Source organism: Bradyrhizobium sp. 22, assembly GCF_000482425.1.
Taxonomy (GTDB): Bacteria; Pseudomonadota; Alphaproteobacteria; order Rhizobiales; family Xanthobacteraceae; genus Bradyrhizobium; species Bradyrhizobium japonicum_B.
On record NZ_KI519399.1, the window covers coordinates 1,142,982 to 1,162,769 of the forward strand.

Consider the following 19,788-nt stretch of genomic DNA (forward strand, 5'->3'; position numbering starts at 1 on the left):
ATACAGCCAGCTTCTGACATTATCGGCTTAAAAGCCAGATCGCGAAGCGCCGCGCCGTCATTCCGAGGTCGATACGCCGCGCCTCGCTCCGCGGTCTCGGCGCATCGCCCCGGAATGACGAAACTGAGGAGATGGCGGACCGGCGCGCACGGTGTTATCACCCCCCGATGGCATCTCTCCTGACGACTTTCATCCTGCCGGCGGCGGCCGGCGCCGTGGCTCTGGTCCTGCTGCTCGGCCTCATCAACATGATGCGCGGCGGCTCGCCCAACACCTCGCAGAAATTGATGCGCTGGCGCGTGCTGCTCCAGTTCGTGGCGATCATCATCGCGATGCTCGCGGTCTGGGCGATGGGGCGCTGACATGGTCACGTTGAACCGCATCTACACCAAGACCGGCGACGACGGCACGACCGCGCTCGGAACCGGCGAGCGCCGTCCGAAATACGATCTGCGCATCGAGGCCTATGGCACCGTCGACGAGACCAACGCCGCGATCGGCGTGGTCAGGCTCCATACGCAAGACCTGCCCGAGCTCGACGCGATGCTCGGCCGCATCCAGAACGATCTGTTCGATCTCGGTGCCGATCTCGCGGTGCCCGAGCGTGAAGGCAAGGCGGAGCGCCTGCGGGTGGTGGCGAGCCAGGTCGAGCGGCTCGAGCGCGACATCGACGCGCTCAACGACAAGCTTGCCCCGCTCACCTCCTTCGTGCTTCCCGGCGGCACGCCAGCTGCGGCCCATCTCCATGTGGCACGCACGATATGCCGCAGGGCGGAACGGGTCATCGTGGAACTGGCAGCCCGGCCCGGCGAGCCGGTCAGCGCGGCAGGCATCCAATATATGAACCGCCTCTCGGACTTCCTGTTCGTCGCCAGCCGGGCCGCCAACGGCAATGGCGCCGGTGACGTGCTTTGGGTTCCCGGCCAGAACCGTTGACCATCGCGCCTTCCGCATTTCAGGAGGCCAAATTTAGGCCCGTTCGCGCGTTGACCGGGGCAGATCGGGCCTTTAGGTTCCGCGCCAGTTGATAACCCCCCTCCCAAATTGAGTGAAAGAGGATCGATGAAGGTCTTAGTGCCGGTAAAGCGGGTGGTCGATTACAACGTCAAGGTCCGCGTCAAGGGCGATGGATCGGGCGTTGAACTCGCCAACGTCAAGATGTCGATGAACCCGTTCGACGAAATCGCGGTCGAGGAAGCGCTGCGCCTGAAGGAAGCCGGCAAGGCGACCGAAGTCGTGGTGGTCTCCATCGGGCCGGCGCAGGCGTCGGAGACGATCCGCACGGGTCTTGCCATGGGCGCCGATCGCGGCATCCTGGTGAAAGCGGAAGGCGCAGTCGAGCCGCTCGCGGTCGCCAAGATCCTGAAGAAGGTCGCCGAAGAAGAGCAGCCGGGTCTCATCATCCTGGGCAAGCAGGCGATCGACGACGATTCCAACCAGACCGGCCAGATGCTGGCTGCACTGCTCGGCTGGTCGCAGGCGACATTCGCCTCCAAGCTCGAGGTCGAAGGCTCCGGCTTCAAGGTGACCCGCGAAGTCGACGGCGGCCTGCAGACCGTGCAGCTGAAGGGACCGGCGATCGTCACCACGGATCTGCGTCTCAACGAGCCGCGTTACGCCTCGCTGCCCAACATCATGAAGGCGAAGAAGAAGCCGATCGCGGAGAAGGCCGTCGCCGATTACGGCGTCGACGTCGCCGCGCGTCTCGAGGTTCTCAAGACGACTGAACCTGCGGGCCGCAAGGCCGGCGTCAAGGTCAAGGACGTCGCCGAGCTGGTGTCGAAACTCAAGAACGAAGCCGGGGTGCTCTGATGACGACGCTTCTGATTGCCGAACACGACAATGCGTCGCTCAAGGACGCCACCAACAAGGCCCTGACCGCAGCTAGCGCGCTCGGCGCGGATGTCGAGGTTCTCGTTGCCGGCCAGAACGCCAAGGCCGCGGCCGATGCCGCTGCCAAGCTCGCCGGCGTGAAGAAGGTGCGGCTCGCCGACGGCGACCTCTATGCGCACGATCTCGCCGAGCCGCTGGCCGCGCTGATCGTATCGCTGGCGTCCGGCTATGACGCCATCGTCGCGCCCGCGACCTCGCGCTTCAAGAACGTGATGCCGCGCGTCGCCGCGCTGCTCGACGTCATGCAGGTCTCGGAGATCATCAAGGTGGTCGCCCCTGATACCTTCGAGCGCCCGATCTATGCCGGCAACGCCATCCAGACGGTGAAGTCGAAGGACGCCAAGAAGGTCATCACGGTGCGGACCTCGACCTTCGCCGCTGCGGGCGAGGGTGGCAGCGCGCCGGTCGAGGCCGTTCAGGCTGCGGCCGATCCGGGCCTGTCGACCTTCGTCGGCGAGGAGGTCGCCAAGAGCGATCGTCCCGAGCTGACCTCGGCCAAGATCATCGTTTCCGGTGGCCGTGCCATGCAGAGCCGCGAGAATTTCGCCAAGTACATCGAGCCGCTCGCTGACAAGCTCGGGGCCGGTGTCGGCGCCTCGCGCGCGGCGGTGGACGCCGGCTATGCCCCGAACGACTGGCAGGTCGGCCAGACCGGCAAGGTCGTGGCGCCCGAGCTCTATGTCGCCGTCGGCATTTCCGGCGCCATTCAGCATCTGGCCGGCATGAAGGACTCCAAGGTGATCGTCGCGATCAACAAGGACGAGGACGCACCGATCTTCCAGGTTGCCGATTACGGCCTGGTCGCCGACCTCTACCAGGCGGTTCCGGAGCTGACGGCCGAACTCGGCAAGCTCGGCAAGTAAAAGACGTCGAAAACACCGGCCGGAGGTATAAACTCCGGCCGGTGTTGCTTTTTTGAGCCGTTTTCTTGGCGTGGGGCACGCCTTCGACGCGATCCAATCTAGGTTTCGAGCCAAGGTTCTGATTAAATCGGACCTCCCGGCTCAAGGGGTAGTGGCAAGCGCGCGTCGCGCGGTTCCGGTGGATGACAATATGGCGGCAGTGATCAAGAAGGTCGGCGTGATCGGCGCGGGTCAGATGGGCAACGGCATCGCGCATGTCGCGGCGCTCGCCGGCTTCGACGTGGTGCTCAACGACATCTCGGCCGACCGCCTCAAGTCGGGCATGGCCACCATCAACGGCAATCTGGCGCGCCAGGTCTCCAAGAAGGCGGTTTCCGAGGACGACAAGGCCAAGGCGATGGCGCGCATCACGCCGGCCGAAAAGCTCGACGACCTCGCCGATTGCGACCTCGTGATCGAGACCGCGGTGGAGAAGGAAGAGGTCAAGCGCAAGATCTTCCACGAGCTCTGCGCGGTGCTGAAGCCCGAGGCAATCGTCGCCTCCGATACGTCCTCGATCTCGATCACGCGGCTTGCCGCCGCCACAGACCGGCCCGAGCGCTTCATCGGCATTCACTTCATGAATCCGGTTCCGCTGATGGAGCTGGTGGAGCTGATCCGCGGCATCGCCACCGATGATGCGACCTTCGAGGCGTCCAAGGAATTCGTCGCCAAGCTCGGCAAGCAGGTCGCGGTCTCCGAGGATTTCCCGGCCTTCATCGTCAACCGCATCCTGTTGCCGATGATCAACGAGGCGATCTACACGCTGTATGAAGGCGTCGGCAATGTCGAGGCGATCGATGCTGCGATGAAGCTCGGGGCGCACCATCCGATGGGCCCGCTCGAGCTCGCCGATTTCATCGGGCTCGATACCTGCCTCTCCATCATGCAGGTGCTGCACGAGGGTCTCGCCGACTCCAAATACCGTCCGTGCCCGCTGCTGGTGAAGTACGTCGAGGCCGGCTGGCTCGGCCGCAAGACCCAGCGCGGCTTCTACGATTACCGCGGCGCCAAGCCGGTTCCGACGCGATAGGGGCAGTCTCGTGCCCCGGACGCTGCGCAGCGCGTCAGCGATGCGCTGCAGAGCCGGGGCCCAGCAGCCAAGCGCACGCTGAGACATGGGTCCCGGCTCTGCGGTGCGTCACTTCGTGTCGCACCTTGTCCGGGACACGGCTACTTCACTCCATCCGTGACATTTCATGTCCCGTTAACCTCTCGCGCCTAGGCTGCGGCCAGTACGAGGGTTCGCGTAATGGACATGATGGCAATGGTCAGCACCATGCTGGCCGCTCAGCAAGGCGCACTGCAGTCGAGTATTGCGGCGACGCTGACCAAGCAGAACGCGGATATGGAGAAATCCACCGTCCTGACACTGCTCGGCGCCGGCCAGCCCTCGCTCGCCAATGTCGGCCCTGGCGTCGGCGGCAATCTCAACGTCACCGCCTGAGACTAATTAGAGCGCCGCGGCAGCCTTGCCCGTCGCCGCCCGGATCAGCTTGAGCGCGTCCTCGCTCGCCCATTCCGCCGGCCCCGCGATCGTCGCGATCTCACAGCCCTGCGGATCGACCAGCACCGAGGTCGGCATGCCCAGGGCTCGGCCTATGGCCTTAAGATCCTGAAAAACCTTGGCTTTCTGATCGCTGAAATAGCTCAGTCGGCTGAGATTGGCCTCTTTCAGGAAGTTTTTCGGTTTCTCGGGGTCGCGGGTGTCGATATTGATCGCCACCACCTCGAAATTCGGGCCCGACAGCTTGCCCTGCAGCTCGTCCAGCGCCGGCATTTCCTTCCGGCACGGCACGCACCAGGTCGCCCAGAGGTTCACCAGCAGCGTCTTGCCGCGGAAATCCGACAGCTTCTTCGGCTTGCCGTCGGAATCCTCGAAGGCGAGGTCGGGCAGCTTCAGCGGCGCGCTCGCCATGGTCAGCGCTGCTACCTCGCCATGGGCGAGCGGGGCGATCTTTTGCGCCGTGGCCACTGCCGACCGGCAGGTCGGATCGCCTGCGGGCGAGCGACCGAGGCCGAGCCCATACAGCGCGGCAAAGCCGGCGAGGCCCCCGATCGCCACGATGGCGATCACGAGGGGGACCCGGCGCGTGGCGGAGGGCTTCTGGTCGAGCATATCGTTTGTCATCCGGTCGCAGATATGGCTATCAGGGGCCTCTTAATACGGCTGGCGGCGGCCGGCAAACGTGCGGCAAATCAAGGCGTGAGCAGGGGATCATGAGCAACAAGATGTGGGGCGGCCGGTTCTCGGAACGTCCCGACGAGATCATGGAGGAGATCAACGTCTCCATCGACGTCGATCGTCACCTCTACGCCCAGGACATTGCCGCATCCAAGGCCCACGCTGCGATGCTCGCCAGCCAAGGCATCATCACGGGTTCTGATGCGAAAAATATCGGCAAGGGTCTAGACACGATTTTGTCAGAGATCGGCAAGGGCGGCTTCGAGTTCAAGCGCGCGCTCGAGGACATCCATATGAATGTCGAGAGCCGCCTGTCCGAGCTGATCGGCCCCGCCGCCGGACGGCTGCACACCGCGCGCTCGCGCAACGACCAGGTCGCGACCGATTTCCGTCTGTTCGTCCGCGACGTGATCGACGAGACCGATGCCGCGCTCGCCGCGTTCCAGCAGGCGCTGGTCGAGCGCGCGCTGGAGCATGCCGCAACCGTGATGCCCGGCTTCACGCATCTGCAGACCGCGCAACCCGTCACCTTCGGCCACCATTTGCTCGCCTATGTCGAGATGGCCGCGCGCGACCGCGGCCGGTTCCAGGATGCGCGCAAGCGGCTCAACGAATCCCCGCTCGGCGCCGCCGCGCTGGCCGGCACCTCGTTCCCGATCGACCGCCACGCCACCGCCAAGGCGCTTGCCTTCGACCGTCCGATGGCGAACTCGCTCGATGCCGTCTCCGACCGCGACTTCGTGCTGGAGACGCTGTCGGCGGCCTCGATCTGCGCCGTGCACATGTCGCGCTTTGCCGAGGAGATCGTGATCTGGACCTCGCCGCTGGTCGGCCTTGTCAGGCTGAGCGACAAGTTCACCACGGGATCCTCGATCATGCCGCAGAAGCGCAATCCGGATGCCGCCGAGCTCGTGCGCGCCAAGACCGGCCGCGTCATCGGCGCGCTCAGCGGCCTGCTGATCGTGATGAAGGGCCTGCCGCTCGCCTATCAAAAGGACATGCAGGAGGACAAGCAGGGCGCCATGGAGGGCTTTGCCGCGCTGTCGCTGGCGATCCGCGCCATGACCGGCATGGTCCGCGACCTCGTTCCCGACGAAGCCAAGATGAAGGCCGCCGCCGGCGAGGGCTATGCCACCGCGACCGATCTCGCCGACTGGCTGGTGCGGACGCTGAAGATGCCGTTCCGCGAGGCTCATCACGTCACCGGTCGCATCGTCGCCAAGGCGGCCGAGGGCAGCGTGGCGCTGCACGAGCTGTCGCTGAGCGAGATGCAGGCCATCGAGCCTGAGATCACCAAGGACGTGTTCGGCGTGCTGTCGGTCGAATCGTCGGTGAAGAGCCGCACCAGCTTCGGCGGCACCGCGCCGAAGAACGTGGCGTCGCAGGCCAAGGCCTGGGCGAAGCGGCTGGAAAAAGAGCGAAAATCGGGCCGAGGGTAAAATTTCGCTGATGTTTCATGGTCATCCGGCTCTCGCCAGAGTGCGCCAATCTCTGTATGGTGCGGCCCGCGTAGTGGGGATTTCGTCGTGACGTCAAAGTTTCGCCCGGCCGGTTCGGGGTGGGCCATCATTGTCTTGAGCCTGACGGCGCTCGCGCTTGCCGGCTGCGGCCGCAAAGGCCCGCTCGATCTGCCGCCGACGGCTTCCGCGACCAGCGGCGCCGCAATCGATACGGAGACCGACGCTCCGAGGACGCCAGGCGCCTTCAATCCAACCACGGGTGGTGCGGATCCTGCGCCCGCGGCGGCCAAGGGCCGCAAGAAGCCGTTCATTCTCGATCCGCTCCTGGACGAACCGCCCGGCCGGAGATAAGCCGGGACAACCGAGCCTGCGCCATGAACCATTTCGACTATCGCAACGGCGTGCTGCACGCCGAGGCGGTGAATCTGTCCGAGCTGGCAGCGACCGTCGGCACACCGTTCTATTGCTATTCGACCGCGACGCTGGAGCGGCACTATCGCGTCTTTGCGGATGCCTTCGCCGGCGAGAAGGTGCTGGTCTGCTACGCCATGAAGGCGAACTCGAACCAGTCGGTGCTGCGCACGCTGGCCAAGCTCGGGGCCGGCGCCGACGTGGTCTCGGGCGGTGAGTTGAAGCGCGCGCTGGCCGCCGGCATTCCCGCCAGCAAGATCGTCTTCTCCGGCGTTGGCAAGACCGAAACGGAGCTCCGCGCCGCGCTCGGCGCCGACATCCTCTGCCTCAACGTCGAATCCGAACCCGAGCTCGAGCTGCTGTCGCGGCTTGCGACCGAGATGGGCAAGACCGCGCGGATCTCGCTGCGCGTCAATCCCGACGTCGATGCCGGCACCCACGCCAAGATCTCCACCGGCAAGTCCGAGAACAAGTTCGGCATCCCGATCGTGCACGCCCGCGAGGTCTATGCCCGCGCCGCCAAGCTGCCCGGCATCGAGGTGACCGGGACCGACGTGCATATCGGAAGCCAGATCACCGACCTCTCCGGCATGGAGACCGCGTTCCGCATCCTCTCCGAGTTCGTGCAGACGCTGCGCGCCGACGGCCACGACATCTCCCATGTCGATTTCGGCGGCGGCCTCGGCATTCCCTACGACATGAACCGCGAGGCGCCGCCGGAGCCGGCCGCCTATGCCGCCATGGTCAAGCGCGTCAGCCACAATCTTGGCTGCACGCTGATGTTCGAGCCGGGCCGCATGATCGTCGGCAATGCCGGTATCCTGGTCGCCAGAGTGATCTATGTGAAGCACGGCGACGGCAAGAATTTCGTCATCATCGACGCCGCCATGAACGACCTCATTCGCCCGACGCTGTACGAGGCCCATCACGACATCCTGCCGGTGAAGCAGCCCGCCAGCGGCGCCGCCACCATCATCGCCGACGTCGTCGGCCCGGTCTGCGAGACCGGCGACTATCTCGCGCTCGACCGCACGCTGCCGACGCCCGCGCCCGGCGATCTCCTCGCCATCATGACCGCAGGTGCCTATGGCGCGGTGCAGGCCGGCACCTACAACACCCGGCCGCTGGTGCCGGAGGTGCTGGTGAAGGACGATCAATACGCCGTGGTGCGCCCGCGCATCGAGGTCGAGCAGCTCATTGCGATGGACAAGCCGGCGCCGTGGCTGTGAGGCGGTGATCGCAGCCCGGATGGAGCGCAGCGAAATCCGGGTTCTGGTCGCGCCGTAACAATCCCGGATTACGCTGCGCTCCATCCGGGCTACGGGATCTGCGTTATTTTTTTCCGCCCACCACGACACCCGCCTTCGTCTCGATCGGCTTGATCGCCGCGGTGAAATCGGACTCGGCGCCTTCCGCCGCTATCACGGTCTCCCACAACCGCCCGACCGCGTCGGCGACCTCCATCGACAGGCCGAGCTGCTTCATCTCCTCCAGCGCCAGCCGCACGTCCTTCACCATCAGTCCCGTGGCGAAGCCGAAGTCGAAGCTGCGCGGCAGCACTGAGCGCGGAAACTTGTCGCGGCTCGCGGTGTTCATGCCCGAGCCGGCATTGATGACGTCGATCATCACGGCGGGGTCGAGCCCGGCCTTCACGCCCATCACCACGGCCTCCGAGGTCGCCACGATCGCGGTGGCCGACAGCAAATTGTTGGCGAGCTTCATGGTCTGTGCCGATCCCGGCTTCTCGCCGATGAAAAACACTTTTCCGATCACGTCGAGGACGGGCTTGAGCAGCTCGAACTCCGCCTTCGGGCCTGACACCATTACTGCCAGCGTGCCCTTCTCGGCGCCGCCGACGCCGCCGGAGACGGGGCAGTCGATTTGGACGATGTTGCGCTTGGCGAGCAGGCCGTGAATCTTCACGGCCATCGCCGAGCCGACGGTGGAGAGGTCGACGAAGCGTTTTGCCCGGCTGCCCTCGATCACGCCGTTGGCGCCCGTCGCGACCTCGAGCGAAGCCTGCAGCGAGGGCAGGCTCGCCATCAATGTCTCGACCTGGTCGGCGACGTCCTTCGGCGATGTCGCGGCCGTCGCGCCGAGGGCCACGAGCTTGCCCGTGACCTCGTTGCGCGTGTCGAACACGACGAGCCTGTGCCCTGCCTCGATCAGGCGCCGCGCCATCGGGAAACCCATGTTTCCGAGGCCGATGAATCCGATGTCCATGGTGTTCTTTCCTCCCGTCGTCATTGCGAGGAGCGAAGCGACGAAGCAATCCAGGAGCGTTTCCGCGGACGAATTCTGGATTGCTTCGCTGCGCTCGCAATGACGGAGCAATACGATTCAGAGCAATTAGCCTGTCTCACGCCTTGCCGTCGATCTCCGCAAACACCTCGCGCGCGATGCGGAAGCTGTCGACCGCGGCGGGCATGCCGCCATAGATCGCCACCTGCATCAGGATCTCGCGGATCTCCTCGCGGGTGACGCCGTTGGTCAGCGCGCCCTTCAGATGGGCGCGGAATTCGTGCTGGCGGTTGAGGATCGCGATCATGGCGATGTTGAGCATGCTGCGGGTCTTGCGCGGCAGCTCCTCGCGGCCCCACACCGTGCCCCAGCAATATTCGTTCAGCATCTCCTGAAACGGACGGTTGAAGTCGTCGACGTTCTTCAGGGCGTTGTTGACATAGGCCTCGCCCAGCACCGCTTTGCGGACTTCCAGGCCTTTGTCGTGCATCTTCTTGTCCATGGCGTTTCCCTTGCTTCCCTTGTGTTCCCTGAGGTGGCGCGCGGAAATTACGGGGTTGGGCCGGGCCAGTCACGTCCTCGTGTTATGCGGGAAAAGGGGTATCTCCCGTACCGGAACGGATGCCTCAGTGCTGCCGTTGTGATAGGCTCCTCTCTACCGGGCAACCTGGAGAGTTGATTGAACGGCGTCACCCCCGACCCGTCAGACCCGATCCGCAACAGTGATGCTCTGTCGCGGCTGAAGCTGGCGCAGGCCCTGGACCGGGCCCTCTATGCCATCGCGTGGGAGCGTGCCTGGCCACATCTGGCGCGGCTTCTGACCGTCGTCGGCCTGTTCCTGGTGGTGTCCTGGGCCGGCCTCTGGCTCGCGTTGCCCTTCATCGCCCGTGCCATCGGTCTCGTCGTTTTCGGCGGCATTGCGATTGCGGTGCTGTTGCCCCTGATTCGCTTCCGCTGGCCGAGCCGCGAGGAGGCATTGAGCCGGCTCGACCGTGGCTCCGGTATCCGTCATCGCCCGGCCACGACGCTGACGGACACGCTGTCCTCGCAGGATCCGATCGCACAGGCGCTGTGGCAGGCGCAGCGCGAACGCACGTTGGCTTCGATCAAGCGCATCCGCGCCGGTCTGCCGCATCCGCGGCTCGCGCTGCATGACCCCTGGGCGCTGCGCGCGCTGGTCATGGTGATGCTGGTCGCGACCTTCTTCGCCGCCGGCGACGAGCGCGCGATGCGGCTCGGGGCCGCCTTCGACTGGAATGGCGTGCTGGCGCCCGCCAATGTTCGCGTCGACGCCTGGGTGACGCCGCCGCTCTACACCGGCAAGCCGCCGGTCATCCTGTCGGCCGCCAACAAGGAGGCCGCGGCGCTGCCCGCCTCCGGTCCGCTTGCCGTTCCCGCCGGCTCGACCCTGATCGTGCGCTCCTCCGGCGGCAGTCTGGACGTCACCGTCTCCGGCGGCCTCAAGGAGGTCGCGCACACAGAAGCCGCGCCCAAGGGAACCAACGAGAGGCATTTCACCATCAGCGCCGACGGCACCGCGCATGTGCGCGCGCCCTCCGGCCAGCCGCAATGGGCGTTTGCGGCCACGCCGGATCGTGCGCCGACGATCGTGCTCGCCAAGGATCCCGAGCGCCAGGCGCGCGGGGCCCTCCAGCTCTCCTACAAGATCGAGGACGATTACGGCGTGACCGGCGCCGAGGCGCATATCGGCTTGCGCCCCGACGACGCCAAAAATGCCGGCAAGGATGGCAGCAAGGATTCCGACAGCAAGGCCACGCCGCGGCCGCTGTTCCAGCCGCCGCAATTCCCGCTCGTGCTGCCGAACGCGCGCACCCGCAACGGTGTCGGCCAGACGGTGAAGGACCTCAGCGAGGATCCCTATGCCGGCGCCGACGTCACGCTGACGCTCACCGCCAAGGACGAGGCCGGCAACGAGGCCAGAAGCGAACCGTTCAACATGCGCCTGCCCGAGCGTCTCTTCACCAACTCGCTGGCGCGCGCACTGATCGAGCAGCGCCGCATCCTCGCGCTCGACGCCAACAGGAATTCGGACGTCTACACCGCGCTCGACGCCCTGATGATCGCACCCGAATTGTTCACGCCGGACGCCGGCTGCTATCTCGGCCTGCGCAGCCTCGCGACCCAGCTCGAGGCCGCCCGCACCGACGATGCCCTGCGCAACGTGGTGGCGAGCATGTGGGCCTTCGCGGTCACCATCGAGGACGACGGTGTCGCCGGCAGCGTCAACGCCGCGCTGCGCTCGGCGCAGGATGCGCTCAAGGCGGCGCTGGACCGCGGTGCCAGCGAGGACGAGATCAGGGTGCTGACGCAGAAGCTTCGCGAGGCCATGGCCGGCAAGGTGCGCGATCTCGCGCGGCGCGCCGAACAGAATCCGCTCGGTGCGCGGCAGCCGTTCCCCGCCGAGGTCCAGCTCATCCTCGACAAGGCGATCGAGCTGCGACAGAAGACCCAGCATGCGACGCCCGAGCAGCTTGCAGACCTGGCGCAGCAGCAGGACACCTTGCGCGAGCAGCTTCAGGCCTATCGGAAGTCGGCCAATAGCCGTGCCAACAAGGCGGGGGACGACAGGACCAACCAGTTTACGCGGGACCGGAAATGCGGAAGCTAGCACGCGTGCCAGTCTTGCAGGCGATATCGGTCGCCTGCCTCGCCTTCCTGTTGGGAAGCGTGACTCCCGTCGTGGCCCAGCAGGACCAGGATCCCGATGCTCTGCTCGACAGCGCCGAAAAGGCGATGCAGGAGTCCGGCGACAGCCTCAGGCAGAGGGAATCCGGCAAGAGCCTGAACAATCAGTCCGACGCCATTCAGAAGCTCGAGGAATACAAGCGGGCCACGGAGAGGAGCCAATCCTCCAGTCGCGATCGCTCCGTCATCACGCAGCGGGATCTGGACGACCTCCTGCGGCAGATCGAGAAGGCAGCGCGCGAGGGCAATCGCGAGGCAGCCCAGCGCATGCTCGAGCAGCTCGCGCAGATCATGGAAAATCTCCAGATGGCGCAGCCGGGGCAATCCGGCGAGAGCGAGATGGAGCAGGCACTCAACGAGCTCAGCGACATGATCCGCAAGCAGCAGCAATTGCGCGACAAGACGTTCAAGCAGGGTCAGGATTCCCGGCGTGACCGTTCGCGCGGCAAGCAGCAGGGCGATCAGTCGATGTCGGACCTCCAGCAGGATCAGCAGTCGCTGCGCGACCGCCTGAAGAAGCTGCAGGACGAGCTCGCCAAGCGCGGTCTCGCCCAGAAGGGACAAAAGGGCCAGAAGGGGCAGCAGGGTCAGAAAGGCCAGCAGGGCGACCCCGGTCAGAGCGGCGATCAGGACGGCGATCAGGGCGATGACGACGGCAGCCTCGACGCCGCCGACGGCGCCATGGGCGATGCCGGCTCGAAGCTCGGCGAGGGCAATGCCGACGGTGCCGTGGACTCGCAGGGCAAGGCCCTCGAGGCGATGCGCAAGGGCGCGCAGAAGATGGCCGAAGCGATGCAGCAGGGCGACGGCGACGGGCAGGGCGATGGTCCCGGCAATCGGGCCGGCCGACAGCAGAGCGGCGGCAATCAGACCGATCCGCTGGGGCGTCCGCTTCACGGCCGCGATCTCAGCGACGACTACACCGTCAAGATCCCCGGCGAGATCGACGCCCAGCGCGTCCGGCGCATCCTCGAAGAGCTCCGCCGCCGCTTAGGGGACAGCTCGCGCCCGCAGATCGAGCTCGATTACATCGAGCGTCTGCTGAAGGATTTTTAGGGCGCCGCATTCTCGACAATTGCGAGCGCAGCGAAGCAATCCGGAATCTCTCCGCAGAGGGACACTGGATTGCTTCGTCGCATCAGCGCAAAATTGCTCCGCAATTTTGCGCGAGCTCCTCGCAATGACGACGTGGTGGCATTGCGCGTCAGTCTACGACCGTCACTCAGGATGACGGGCCAGATGCGGGTGTGTTGAGAGGTTAAGCCTTCTTCGCCGCCAGCGCATCCGCCACGGCGGTGCGGATGTCGGCGACCGAGAACGGCTTTGTCACGACGTCGTGCACCAGCGCATTGAGGTTCGAGGCGCGCTCGCGCTGGTCGGCAAAGCCGGTCATCAGCAAGATGGTCAGATCGGGAAAGTCGCGCGCGGCGGAGAGCGCCAGCGCGATGCCGTCCATGACAGGCATCTGGATGTCGGTGAGCAGCAGGTCGAAGGCGCCGTCCTCGCGGCTCAGGATCTCCAGCGCCTCGGCGCCGTCTTGCGCGGTGACGGTCTCGTGGCCGTCCATGGCAATGGCGCGCGCCACCAGCGTGCGCATTGAATCCTCGTCGTCGGCGATCAGGATTTTCGGCATAAGAGCAACCTTGGGATCAACTCCGCGCGGGCCTTGCGAGGTTGATTATACGCTGCCGCCGGCAATGTCGCGCCGGTTGAAGAAGCGGACGTCGATATTGCGGCCCTCCGGGGGCGGCGAGGCGAGACGCGAGCGGAAGAAGGCGCGCTCGCCGGGCCGCAGCACGGTCTGCTCCAGCACCGTATTCCAAGCGTAGATCTCCGCTCCTTGGGCGTCGCGCACGGCAAAGCGCAGCCGCGGGATGTCGAGCGGCTTCTTGCCCTCGCCGACGATCATGCCCTCGATCACCAACACCTGCTTACCGTCCACGGTCTCGCTGGACAGCTTCACGTCCTTGAAGGCGAGGCCCCGCAGGTTCACCTCGAGCCCGACCAGCTTGTAGAATGCCGCCGTCTGCGGCAGCAGCCGCACCATGTCGCCGCGCCAGATCACCAGCGCCAGCACCAGCGCGCCCATGGCTGCACAGGCGGTCGGCAGGCCGAAATAGGATTTTCGCGGGGCAGCAGTGGCCACCGGGCGGCTGACCCGCGCACCGCGGCGGCGGAACAGGCCGCGGAACCACGAATGGTGCTGCGCGCCGGCGACCTCTTGCTCGGCCTCCCGGGCCGCTGTCGACCACTCGTCCTCGGTTTCCCTGGCTTCTTCCTCGGGCCAGTCACTGGCGATCGAGGGGCTGTCGACGACAGGCGCATCGGTGGCGTTGTCGTCCGTAGCATAGGAATTCCACTGCTCGGCGAGGTCGGACTGGTCATCGGCCTGACTGGCTGCAGCCATGGCCGGGACGGACGCCTCCTCGATGGCGTCCTCGGCATGGGCAATCCAGGTCTCCTTGCAGCGGGAACAGCGAACCGCCCGTCCGTTCGCCCCAAGGCTCGCGAGCTTGATGGCGTAGGATGTCATACAATGGGGGCAGACAATATGCATGGACGAGCCTTGATGCATGAACCAGGATTGAACGAGGTCTTGCCCCTGACCCCGCCGGAAGAACCGGGCGGCCAGGATGCTGCCAATATGCTACTGGCCGACCGTTAACGAACCGGAAACCATAACGGCGGCAAAACCCGTTGATCGCGCTGGCGGAGCGCAGCCACGCGACCCGCGCCCCCTCTCGAACGGAGCTGAACTTGGTTCGGTTCGAAAATGTCGGATTGCGTTACGGCCTGGGGCCGGAGATCCTGCGCGACCTCAGCTTCCAGATCCCGGCGCATTCGTTTCAGTTCCTCACCGGCCCGTCGGGTGCCGGCAAGACCTCGTTGCTGCGCCTGTTGTTCCTGTCGCATCGACCGACGCGGGGCCTCGTCAATCTGTTCGGCCACGACATCTCGCAGCTCGGCAAGGACGAGATCGCGGACTTGCGCAAGCGCATCGGCATTGTGCTCCAGGATTTCCGCCTGCTCGATCACATGACGACCTATGAGAACGTCGCGCTGCCGTTCCGTGTCATGGGCCGTAGCGAGTCGAGCTATCGCAAGGAGGTGATCGACCTGTTGCGCTGGGTCGGGCTTGGCGACCGCATGGACGCGCTGCCGCCGATCCTGTCGGGCGGCGAGAAACAGCGTGCGGCGATCGCGCGCGCCGTGATCTCGCGGCCGCAGCTGCTGCTCGCGGACGAGCCGACCGGCAGCGTCGATCCAACGCTCGGACGCCGCCTGCTGCGTCTCTTCATCGAGCTCAACAAATCGGGCACCGCCGTCATCATCGCGACCCACGACATCGGCCTGATGGACCAGTATGAGGCGCGGCGGCTGGTGTTGCACCAGGGACGGTTGCACGTCTATGAGTAGGACCGACGAGCGCGGCGTGATGGTCGACCTCGGGCAGGAGCGTCCGCAGCTGCCGGCCAAGGCGCGCAACATGTCGCCGATCGTGCCGCGCGCCTCGATCCAGGGCCGGGCCCTGGTCGCCGTCGTCGCCATCATGACCTTCCTCGCGTCGATGGCCACGGGCACCGTGCTGCTGGTCAGCGCCTCCGCCGCGGAATGGCAGTCGGACGTGGCGAGCGAGATCACCATCCAGGTTCGTCCGCAAACCGGGCGCGATCTCGAACGCGACACCGCAGCGGTGACGGAGGCGATGCGCACGCAAGCCGGCGTCGTCGAGGTCAAGCCGTTCAGCAAGGAGGAGAGCGGCAAGCTGCTCGAACCCTGGCTCGGCACCGGGCTGTCGATGGACGATCTGCCGGTGCCGCGCATGATCATCGCGCGCGTGCAACCCGGCACGCCGCTCGATCTCGAGGCCTTGCGCGCACGGGTGAACCAGGTCGCGCCGGGCGCCAGCGTCGACGACCATCGCGCCTGGATCGAGCGGATGCGCTCGATGACCAACGCCACCGTGCTCGCCGGCCTCGGCATCCTCGCGCTCGTCATCGTCGCCACGATCATCTCCGTCTCGTTCGCGACCCGCGGCGCCATGGCGGCGAACCGCCCGATCGTCGAGGTGCTGCACTTCGTCGGCGCCGGCGACCGCTACATCGCCAATCACTTCCTGCGTCATTTCCTCAGGCTCGGCCTCGAGGGCGGCGTGATCGGCGGCGGCGCCGCCATGCTGGTGTTCGGCTTCTCCGAGTCGATCGCCGGCTGGTTTTCCGGTACCCCCGTCGGCGACCAGTTCGCCGCGCTGCTCGGCACCTTCTCGCTGCGGCCATCCGGCTACATCGTGCTTGCGGTCCAGGCCGTGCTGATCGGCGCCATCACCGCGGTGGCCTCGCGCCAGACGCTGTTCGCGACCTTGAACGACGTCGACTAGGGTTGAGATACCGGACTCCACTTCGCCTCAAAACATCCTAAAATCAGTCAGGGAAGGGATCACCGACATCGCATGACCTCGCCGACCGACGATCGATCGCCGAAACTGCCGCGCGGCTGGCTGCGCGCGGCAATCGTGTCGGCGATTGCGCTGGCCTTCGTCGGCGCCGCGGCGGGCTTCGTCGTGTTCCTGTCGCAATTGCGCGGCGCCGAGATCGCACCGAGCCGCAAGGCTGACGGCATCGTGGTCCTGACCGGCGGCTCTTCGCGGGTCTCGGATGCGATGGCGCTGCTCGCCGCCGGTTACGGCAGGCGACTGTTGATTTCCGGCGTGCACCCGACCTCGACGGCGAACGACATCTCCAGGACGTTGCCGGAGAACCAGTCCTTCATGACCTGTTGCGTCGATCTCGACCGCACCGCGCTCTCGACCCGCGGCAACGCGGCGGAGGCGCGGCGCTGGGCCGAAGGGCGCCGCTTCAAGTCGCTGATCGTGGTCACTTCGAACTACCACATGCCGCGCGCGCTGGTGGAATTCTCGCATGCGATGCCGGAAACGGCGCTGATCCCGTTCGCGGTGGTCGGCGAAAAATGGCGCGAGGAGCCGTGGTGGACCTCGGCGTCCACCTTGCGGCTGCTGCTGTCGGAATATGTCAAGTACCTCGCGGCCGAGCTCAGGGTGCGGCTGGAGGATTTCGGGATTGACCTTTCGCCCGAGATATCGGAGCAGCCTGCAGGTCGGCAACCAAAGCGGCCCGCCACCGCCCAAGCCAATTGACGTGCCAATTGAGACGCCAGTTGACCGGTAAATTGATGGACCATCGATGTTCCTGATTTTCCTGCGCTCGCTCGTGTTCAACGTGCTGTTCTACGCCGTGCTGGTATGCCTTGCGATCGTGGCGCTGCCGACCTTCGCATTGCCGCCACGCGCCATGCTGACGGTCGCCGAATGGTGGGCGAAGGCGACGCTGGTCCTGATGCGGGTGGTCTGCAACATCAAGGTGGAATTCCGGGGGACGGAGAAGATTCCGCAGGGGCCGTTGGTGATCGCGGCGAAGCACCAGTCGTTCTGGGAGACCTTCGTGCTGCCGGGCTTCTTCGACCGCCCGATCTTCATCCTCAAGCGTCAGCTGATGCAGATTCCGGTGTTCGGTCAGTTCCTGGTCAAGACCGGCATGATCGCGATTGATCGCAATGCCGGCGTGAAGGCGCTCCTGGACATGACCCGGCGGGCGCGCGAGGCGGTGCGCAGCGGCCGGCAACTCGTGATCTTTCCGGAAGGCACGCGCCGCGCGCCCGGCGCGCCGCCGGATTACAAGACCGGCTTTGCGCAGATCTATTCGTCCTGCGGCGTGCCGTGCTTGCCGGTCGCGCTCAACTCCGGCCTGTTCTGGCCCCGCCGCACCTTCCTGCGCTATCCCGGCACGCTCGTGGTGGAGTTCCTCGATCCGTTGCCGCCGGGCCTGCCGAAAGACGAGTTTCTCTCCCGCGTGCAGACGGCCATCGAGGATGCGACCGGCCGCCTCGTCGAAGCTGGCCGCAAGGAGCAGGAGCAATTGATCGGCTCGGCGCCGAGCTACAGGCCGGCAGAGGGCTAGCGGCTTTCGCGGTCTTCGTTTTGACCCGCGTGCAGAGAATGCGCATCGCCATGCAGCATCAATGCAAGCTGGTGCAGCTGCGTGTCGCGAAAGCCTTCGGCTTCGATCGCCTTCACCGTCGCGGTGACATAGTCGCGGTTGGCGCCCGACTGGCCATGGCCCTGGAGGACATGGCGGTGCTGCTCGGCGAGCGAGAGACGGCCGGCATATTGCGCATGGCCGCGGTCGACGACATAGGTGAGCGCGGAGACGCGCTGGCGCGCGTCGTTCTCCAGCCACACCGAGCGCATCACCTCGCGATAGACCGAGGTGACCTGCTCGCGCGCGCGCAAGTAAGCGACGACCTCGGTGCGGTTCTTTTCAGCGACGCGGAAGGCGATGCCGCGGCAGGCGCCGCCGCGATCGAGCCCGAGCACCAGGCCCGGCTTCTCCGGCGTCCCGCGATGCACGAAGGAATAGACGCAGAGCGCGCGATGCTCGCCGACCAGCCGCGCCGGGACGCGCTCCTCGAAGTCGAAGCCCGGCCGCCACATCAGCGAACCGTAGCCGAACACCCAGAGGTCGCCTTTGGCGGTGGTGACGGAGGGGAGGGTGATTTCCGACATTTCGGGCACGGCTACCAGAATGAAGGTCCCAAGCGAAGCGAATTCTCCGCCTTTCGCCGCAGCCGCACCACGCTTACATTTGCCTGAATCTGGGATCAAAGGGTCGCCGCATGTCCAATATGACCGTTGCCGCAGGCCGCCGCTCCCGTTGGGGCCTTTTCGCCGCACCCATTCTCGTCGTGATCCTCGCCGTCGCGTGGAGCTGCTTCTGGTTCTATGCGGCCTCGCGGGCCGAAACGGCCGCAGACGCCTGGCGGGCGCAGGAGGCCAAGTCGGGCCGCATCTATGATTGCGCCAAGCGCTCGATCGCCGGCTTCCCGTTCCGCTTCGAGATCCAGTGCTCCGGCGCCAGCGTGTCCCTGGTCTCGCAGAATGCAAGCAAGACGCCGTTCACGGCCAAGCTCGACAACATCCTGGTCGTCGCCCAGGTCTACGATCCCAAGCTTGTGATCGCCGAATTCTCCGCACCCGCGACGCTGACCGACGGCGTCACGCAAAACACCTTCGTGGTGAACTGGAGCAAAGGCCGCAGCAGCGTGGTCGGCCTGCCCTCGGTGCCGGACCGCGCCTCCATCGTGTTCGACGATCCCTCGCTCAACCGCCTCGACGGCAGCGTGCAGGTGCCGCTCGCGCGCGCCAAGCAGATCGAGCTGCACGGCCGCCTCGCGGACGGCTCGCCGGCGGATCATCCCGTGCTCGAGACCCTGCTGCACGTCGCGCAGGGCAGCATCCAGGGCGTTCATCCCCTGCTCGCCGAGCCGTTCGAGGCGGATACGCGCGCCAAGGTCACCGGCCTCTCCGACCTCACGCCAAAGCCGTGGCCGCAGCGCTTCCGCGAGATGCAGGCCGCCGGCGGTCACATCGAGATCGTGCAGTCGCGGATCCAGCAGGGCGAGATGATCGCGGTTGCGGCCGGCACGCTTGGCCTTTCGGCCAACGGCCGGCTCGACGGCGAATTGCAGATGACGGTGACGGGTCTCGAACGCGTGATCCCCGCGCTCGGCATCGAGAAGATGCTGGAGGAGGGCGTGCCGCAGGCAACGCTCGACCGCGTCGCGCCCGGCGTGAAGTCGCAGGACCTCACCAATCTGTTCGGCGCGCTCGATCGCGCCGTTCCGGGCCTCGGCAAGGTCATCAAGCAGAACGCCAATGCCGGTGTCGCCGCCGGCATCAACTCGATCGGTAGCGAGAGCACGCTCGAAGGCAAGAAGGCGCGCAGCTTCCCGCTGAAATTCGTCGACGGCGCCGTGCTGCTCGGCCCGGTCAAGGTCGGCCAGATCCCGCCGCTGTATTGACTTGCCGTCATTCCGGGGCACGCGTAGCGTGAACCCGGAATCTCGCGCATCAATTTCGGGATTCCGGGTTCGACGCTGCGCATCGCCCCGGAATGACGGAAGATGAGGAGGCGCC

Annotated in this window: 22 protein-coding genes; 16 read left to right on the forward strand and 6 right to left on the reverse strand. The window is 65.9% G+C overall.

Annotated elements, in window-relative coordinates:
- The first annotated feature begins 167 nt into the window (after positions 1–167).
- From K410_RS0106690 to K410_RS0106715, 6 genes are all read left to right on the forward strand, one after another.
- On the forward strand, positions 168–362 hold the full coding sequence (locus tag K410_RS0106690; RefSeq protein WP_028134126.1) for a twin transmembrane helix small protein: 195 nt from the start codon (positions 168–170) through the stop codon (positions 360–362).
- A gap of 1 nt (position 363) precedes the next feature.
- Positions 364–936: a cob(I)yrinic acid a,c-diamide adenosyltransferase gene (locus K410_RS0106695; protein WP_028134127.1), complete on the forward strand. Its 573-nt coding sequence runs from the start codon at positions 364–366 to the stop codon at positions 934–936.
- Positions 937–1,062: 126 nt separating this feature from the next.
- Positions 1,063–1,812 (forward strand): electron transfer flavoprotein subunit beta/FixA family protein, encoded by a 750-nt coding sequence (locus K410_RS0106700; RefSeq protein ID WP_028134128.1) that lies wholly within the window; start codon positions 1,063–1,065, stop codon positions 1,810–1,812.
- Positions 1,812–2,756 carry an electron transfer flavoprotein subunit alpha/FixB family protein gene (locus tag K410_RS0106705; RefSeq protein ID WP_028134129.1) on the forward strand — a complete coding sequence of 315 codons (945 nt, stop codon included), beginning with the start codon at positions 1,812–1,814 and terminating at the stop codon, positions 2,754–2,756. The genes K410_RS0106700 and K410_RS0106705 overlap by 1 nt, the downstream gene beginning before the upstream one ends.
- Before the next feature lie 190 nt (positions 2,757–2,946).
- On the forward strand, positions 2,947–3,828 hold the full coding sequence (locus tag K410_RS0106710; protein ID WP_028134130.1) for a 3-hydroxybutyryl-CoA dehydrogenase: 882 nt from the start codon (positions 2,947–2,949) through the stop codon (positions 3,826–3,828).
- Positions 3,829–4,047: 219 nt separating this feature from the next.
- Positions 4,048–4,242, forward strand: coding sequence for a hypothetical protein (locus tag K410_RS0106715; RefSeq protein WP_028134131.1), 195 nt, complete (start codon positions 4,048–4,050; stop codon positions 4,240–4,242).
- A 6-nt stretch (positions 4,243–4,248) separates the two neighbouring features.
- On the opposite strand, the gene tlpA is transcribed toward K410_RS0106715, so the two are convergent.
- Positions 4,249–4,914: a thiol:disulfide interchange protein TlpA gene (gene tlpA / locus K410_RS0106720; RefSeq protein WP_028134132.1), complete on the reverse strand. Its 666-nt coding sequence runs from the start codon at positions 4,912–4,914 to the stop codon at positions 4,249–4,251.
- A gap of 101 nt (positions 4,915–5,015) precedes the next feature.
- On the opposite strand from tlpA, the gene argH reads away from it, so the two are divergent.
- The 3 genes from argH (at position 5,016) to lysA (ending at position 8,080) form a co-directional block, all read left to right on the forward strand.
- The gene (gene argH / locus K410_RS0106725; protein WP_028134133.1) at positions 5,016–6,419 is read left to right on the forward strand and encodes an argininosuccinate lyase; all 1,404 of its coding nucleotides are present in this window, start codon (positions 5,016–5,018) and stop codon (positions 6,417–6,419) included.
- Positions 6,420–6,506: 87 nt separating this feature from the next.
- Positions 6,507–6,791, forward strand: coding sequence for an LPS translocon maturation chaperone LptM (gene lptM / locus K410_RS0106730; protein ID WP_028134134.1), 285 nt, complete (start codon positions 6,507–6,509; stop codon positions 6,789–6,791).
- A gap of 23 nt (positions 6,792–6,814) precedes the next feature.
- Positions 6,815–8,080, forward strand: a complete 1,266-nt coding sequence (gene lysA, locus K410_RS0106735; RefSeq protein WP_028134135.1) for a diaminopimelate decarboxylase — start codon at positions 6,815–6,817, stop codon at positions 8,078–8,080.
- A 103-nt stretch (positions 8,081–8,183) separates the two neighbouring features.
- Here the strand turns inward: lysA and K410_RS0106740 are convergent, their stop codons facing one another.
- A complete protein-coding gene (locus K410_RS0106740) occupies positions 8,184–9,074 on the reverse strand; it encodes an NAD(P)-dependent oxidoreductase (RefSeq protein WP_028134136.1) in 891 nt (296 codons plus the stop codon).
- 136 nt (positions 9,075–9,210) lie between these two features.
- Positions 9,211–9,594, reverse strand: coding sequence for a carboxymuconolactone decarboxylase family protein (locus K410_RS0106745; RefSeq protein WP_028134137.1), 384 nt, complete (start codon positions 9,592–9,594; stop codon positions 9,211–9,213).
- A gap of 177 nt (positions 9,595–9,771) precedes the next feature.
- Here K410_RS0106745 and K410_RS0106750 point away from each other — a divergent pair, with 177 nt between their 5' ends.
- Together K410_RS0106750 and K410_RS0106755 are read left to right on the forward strand one after the other, a co-directional pair.
- Complete coding sequence (locus tag K410_RS0106750) at positions 9,772–11,721, forward strand: TIGR02302 family protein (RefSeq protein WP_028134138.1); 1,950 nt, start codon at positions 9,772–9,774, stop codon at positions 11,719–11,721.
- A complete protein-coding gene (locus tag K410_RS0106755) occupies positions 11,709–12,854 on the forward strand; it encodes a DUF4175 family protein (protein ID WP_028134139.1) in 1,146 nt (381 codons plus the stop codon). Before K410_RS0106750 ends, K410_RS0106755 begins: the two co-directional genes overlap by 13 nt.
- 202 nt (positions 12,855–13,056) lie before the next feature.
- Here K410_RS0106755 and K410_RS0106760 read toward each other — a convergent pair whose 3' ends face one another.
- Both K410_RS0106760 and K410_RS0106765 read right to left on the reverse strand, forming a co-directional pair.
- Positions 13,057–13,431 carry a response regulator gene (locus K410_RS0106760; protein WP_028134140.1) on the reverse strand — a complete coding sequence of 125 codons (375 nt, stop codon included), beginning with the start codon at positions 13,429–13,431 and terminating at the stop codon, positions 13,057–13,059.
- Between the two features lie 45 nt (positions 13,432–13,476).
- Entirely contained in the window at positions 13,477–14,355 is an 879-nt protein-coding gene (locus K410_RS0106765; protein WP_028134141.1) for an MJ0042-type zinc finger domain-containing protein, read from the reverse strand.
- 200 nt (positions 14,356–14,555) lie between these two features.
- Here K410_RS0106765 and ftsE point away from each other — a divergent pair, with 200 nt between their 5' ends.
- From ftsE to K410_RS0106785, 4 genes are all read left to right on the forward strand, one after another.
- Positions 14,556–15,215, forward strand: a complete 660-nt coding sequence (ftsE, locus tag K410_RS0106770; RefSeq protein WP_018646542.1) for a cell division ATP-binding protein FtsE — start codon at positions 14,556–14,558, stop codon at positions 15,213–15,215.
- Positions 15,208–16,176: a cell division protein FtsX gene (locus K410_RS0106775; RefSeq protein ID WP_028134142.1), complete on the forward strand. Its 969-nt coding sequence runs from the start codon at positions 15,208–15,210 to the stop codon at positions 16,174–16,176. The genes ftsE and K410_RS0106775 overlap by 8 nt, the downstream gene beginning before the upstream one ends.
- Positions 16,177–16,248: 72 nt before the next feature.
- On the forward strand, positions 16,249–16,953 hold the full coding sequence (locus K410_RS0106780) for a YdcF family protein (protein ID WP_028134143.1): 705 nt from the start codon (positions 16,249–16,251) through the stop codon (positions 16,951–16,953).
- A 46-nt stretch (positions 16,954–16,999) separates the two neighbouring features.
- Positions 17,000–17,773, forward strand: coding sequence for a lysophospholipid acyltransferase family protein (locus K410_RS0106785; protein ID WP_028134144.1), 774 nt, complete (start codon positions 17,000–17,002; stop codon positions 17,771–17,773).
- Here K410_RS0106785 and K410_RS0106790 read toward each other — a convergent pair.
- The gene (locus tag K410_RS0106790; protein WP_028134145.1) at positions 17,770–18,378 is read right to left on the reverse strand and encodes a gamma-glutamylcyclotransferase; all 609 of its coding nucleotides are present in this window, start codon (positions 18,376–18,378) and stop codon (positions 17,770–17,772) included. The genes K410_RS0106785 and K410_RS0106790 overlap by 4 nt on opposite strands.
- Before the next feature lie 110 nt (positions 18,379–18,488).
- On the opposite strand from K410_RS0106790, the gene K410_RS0106795 reads away from it, so the two are divergent.
- Positions 18,489–19,673: a DUF2125 domain-containing protein gene (locus tag K410_RS0106795; RefSeq protein ID WP_028134146.1), complete on the forward strand. Its 1,185-nt coding sequence runs from the start codon at positions 18,489–18,491 to the stop codon at positions 19,671–19,673.
- Positions 19,674–19,788: the final 115 nt, after the last annotated feature.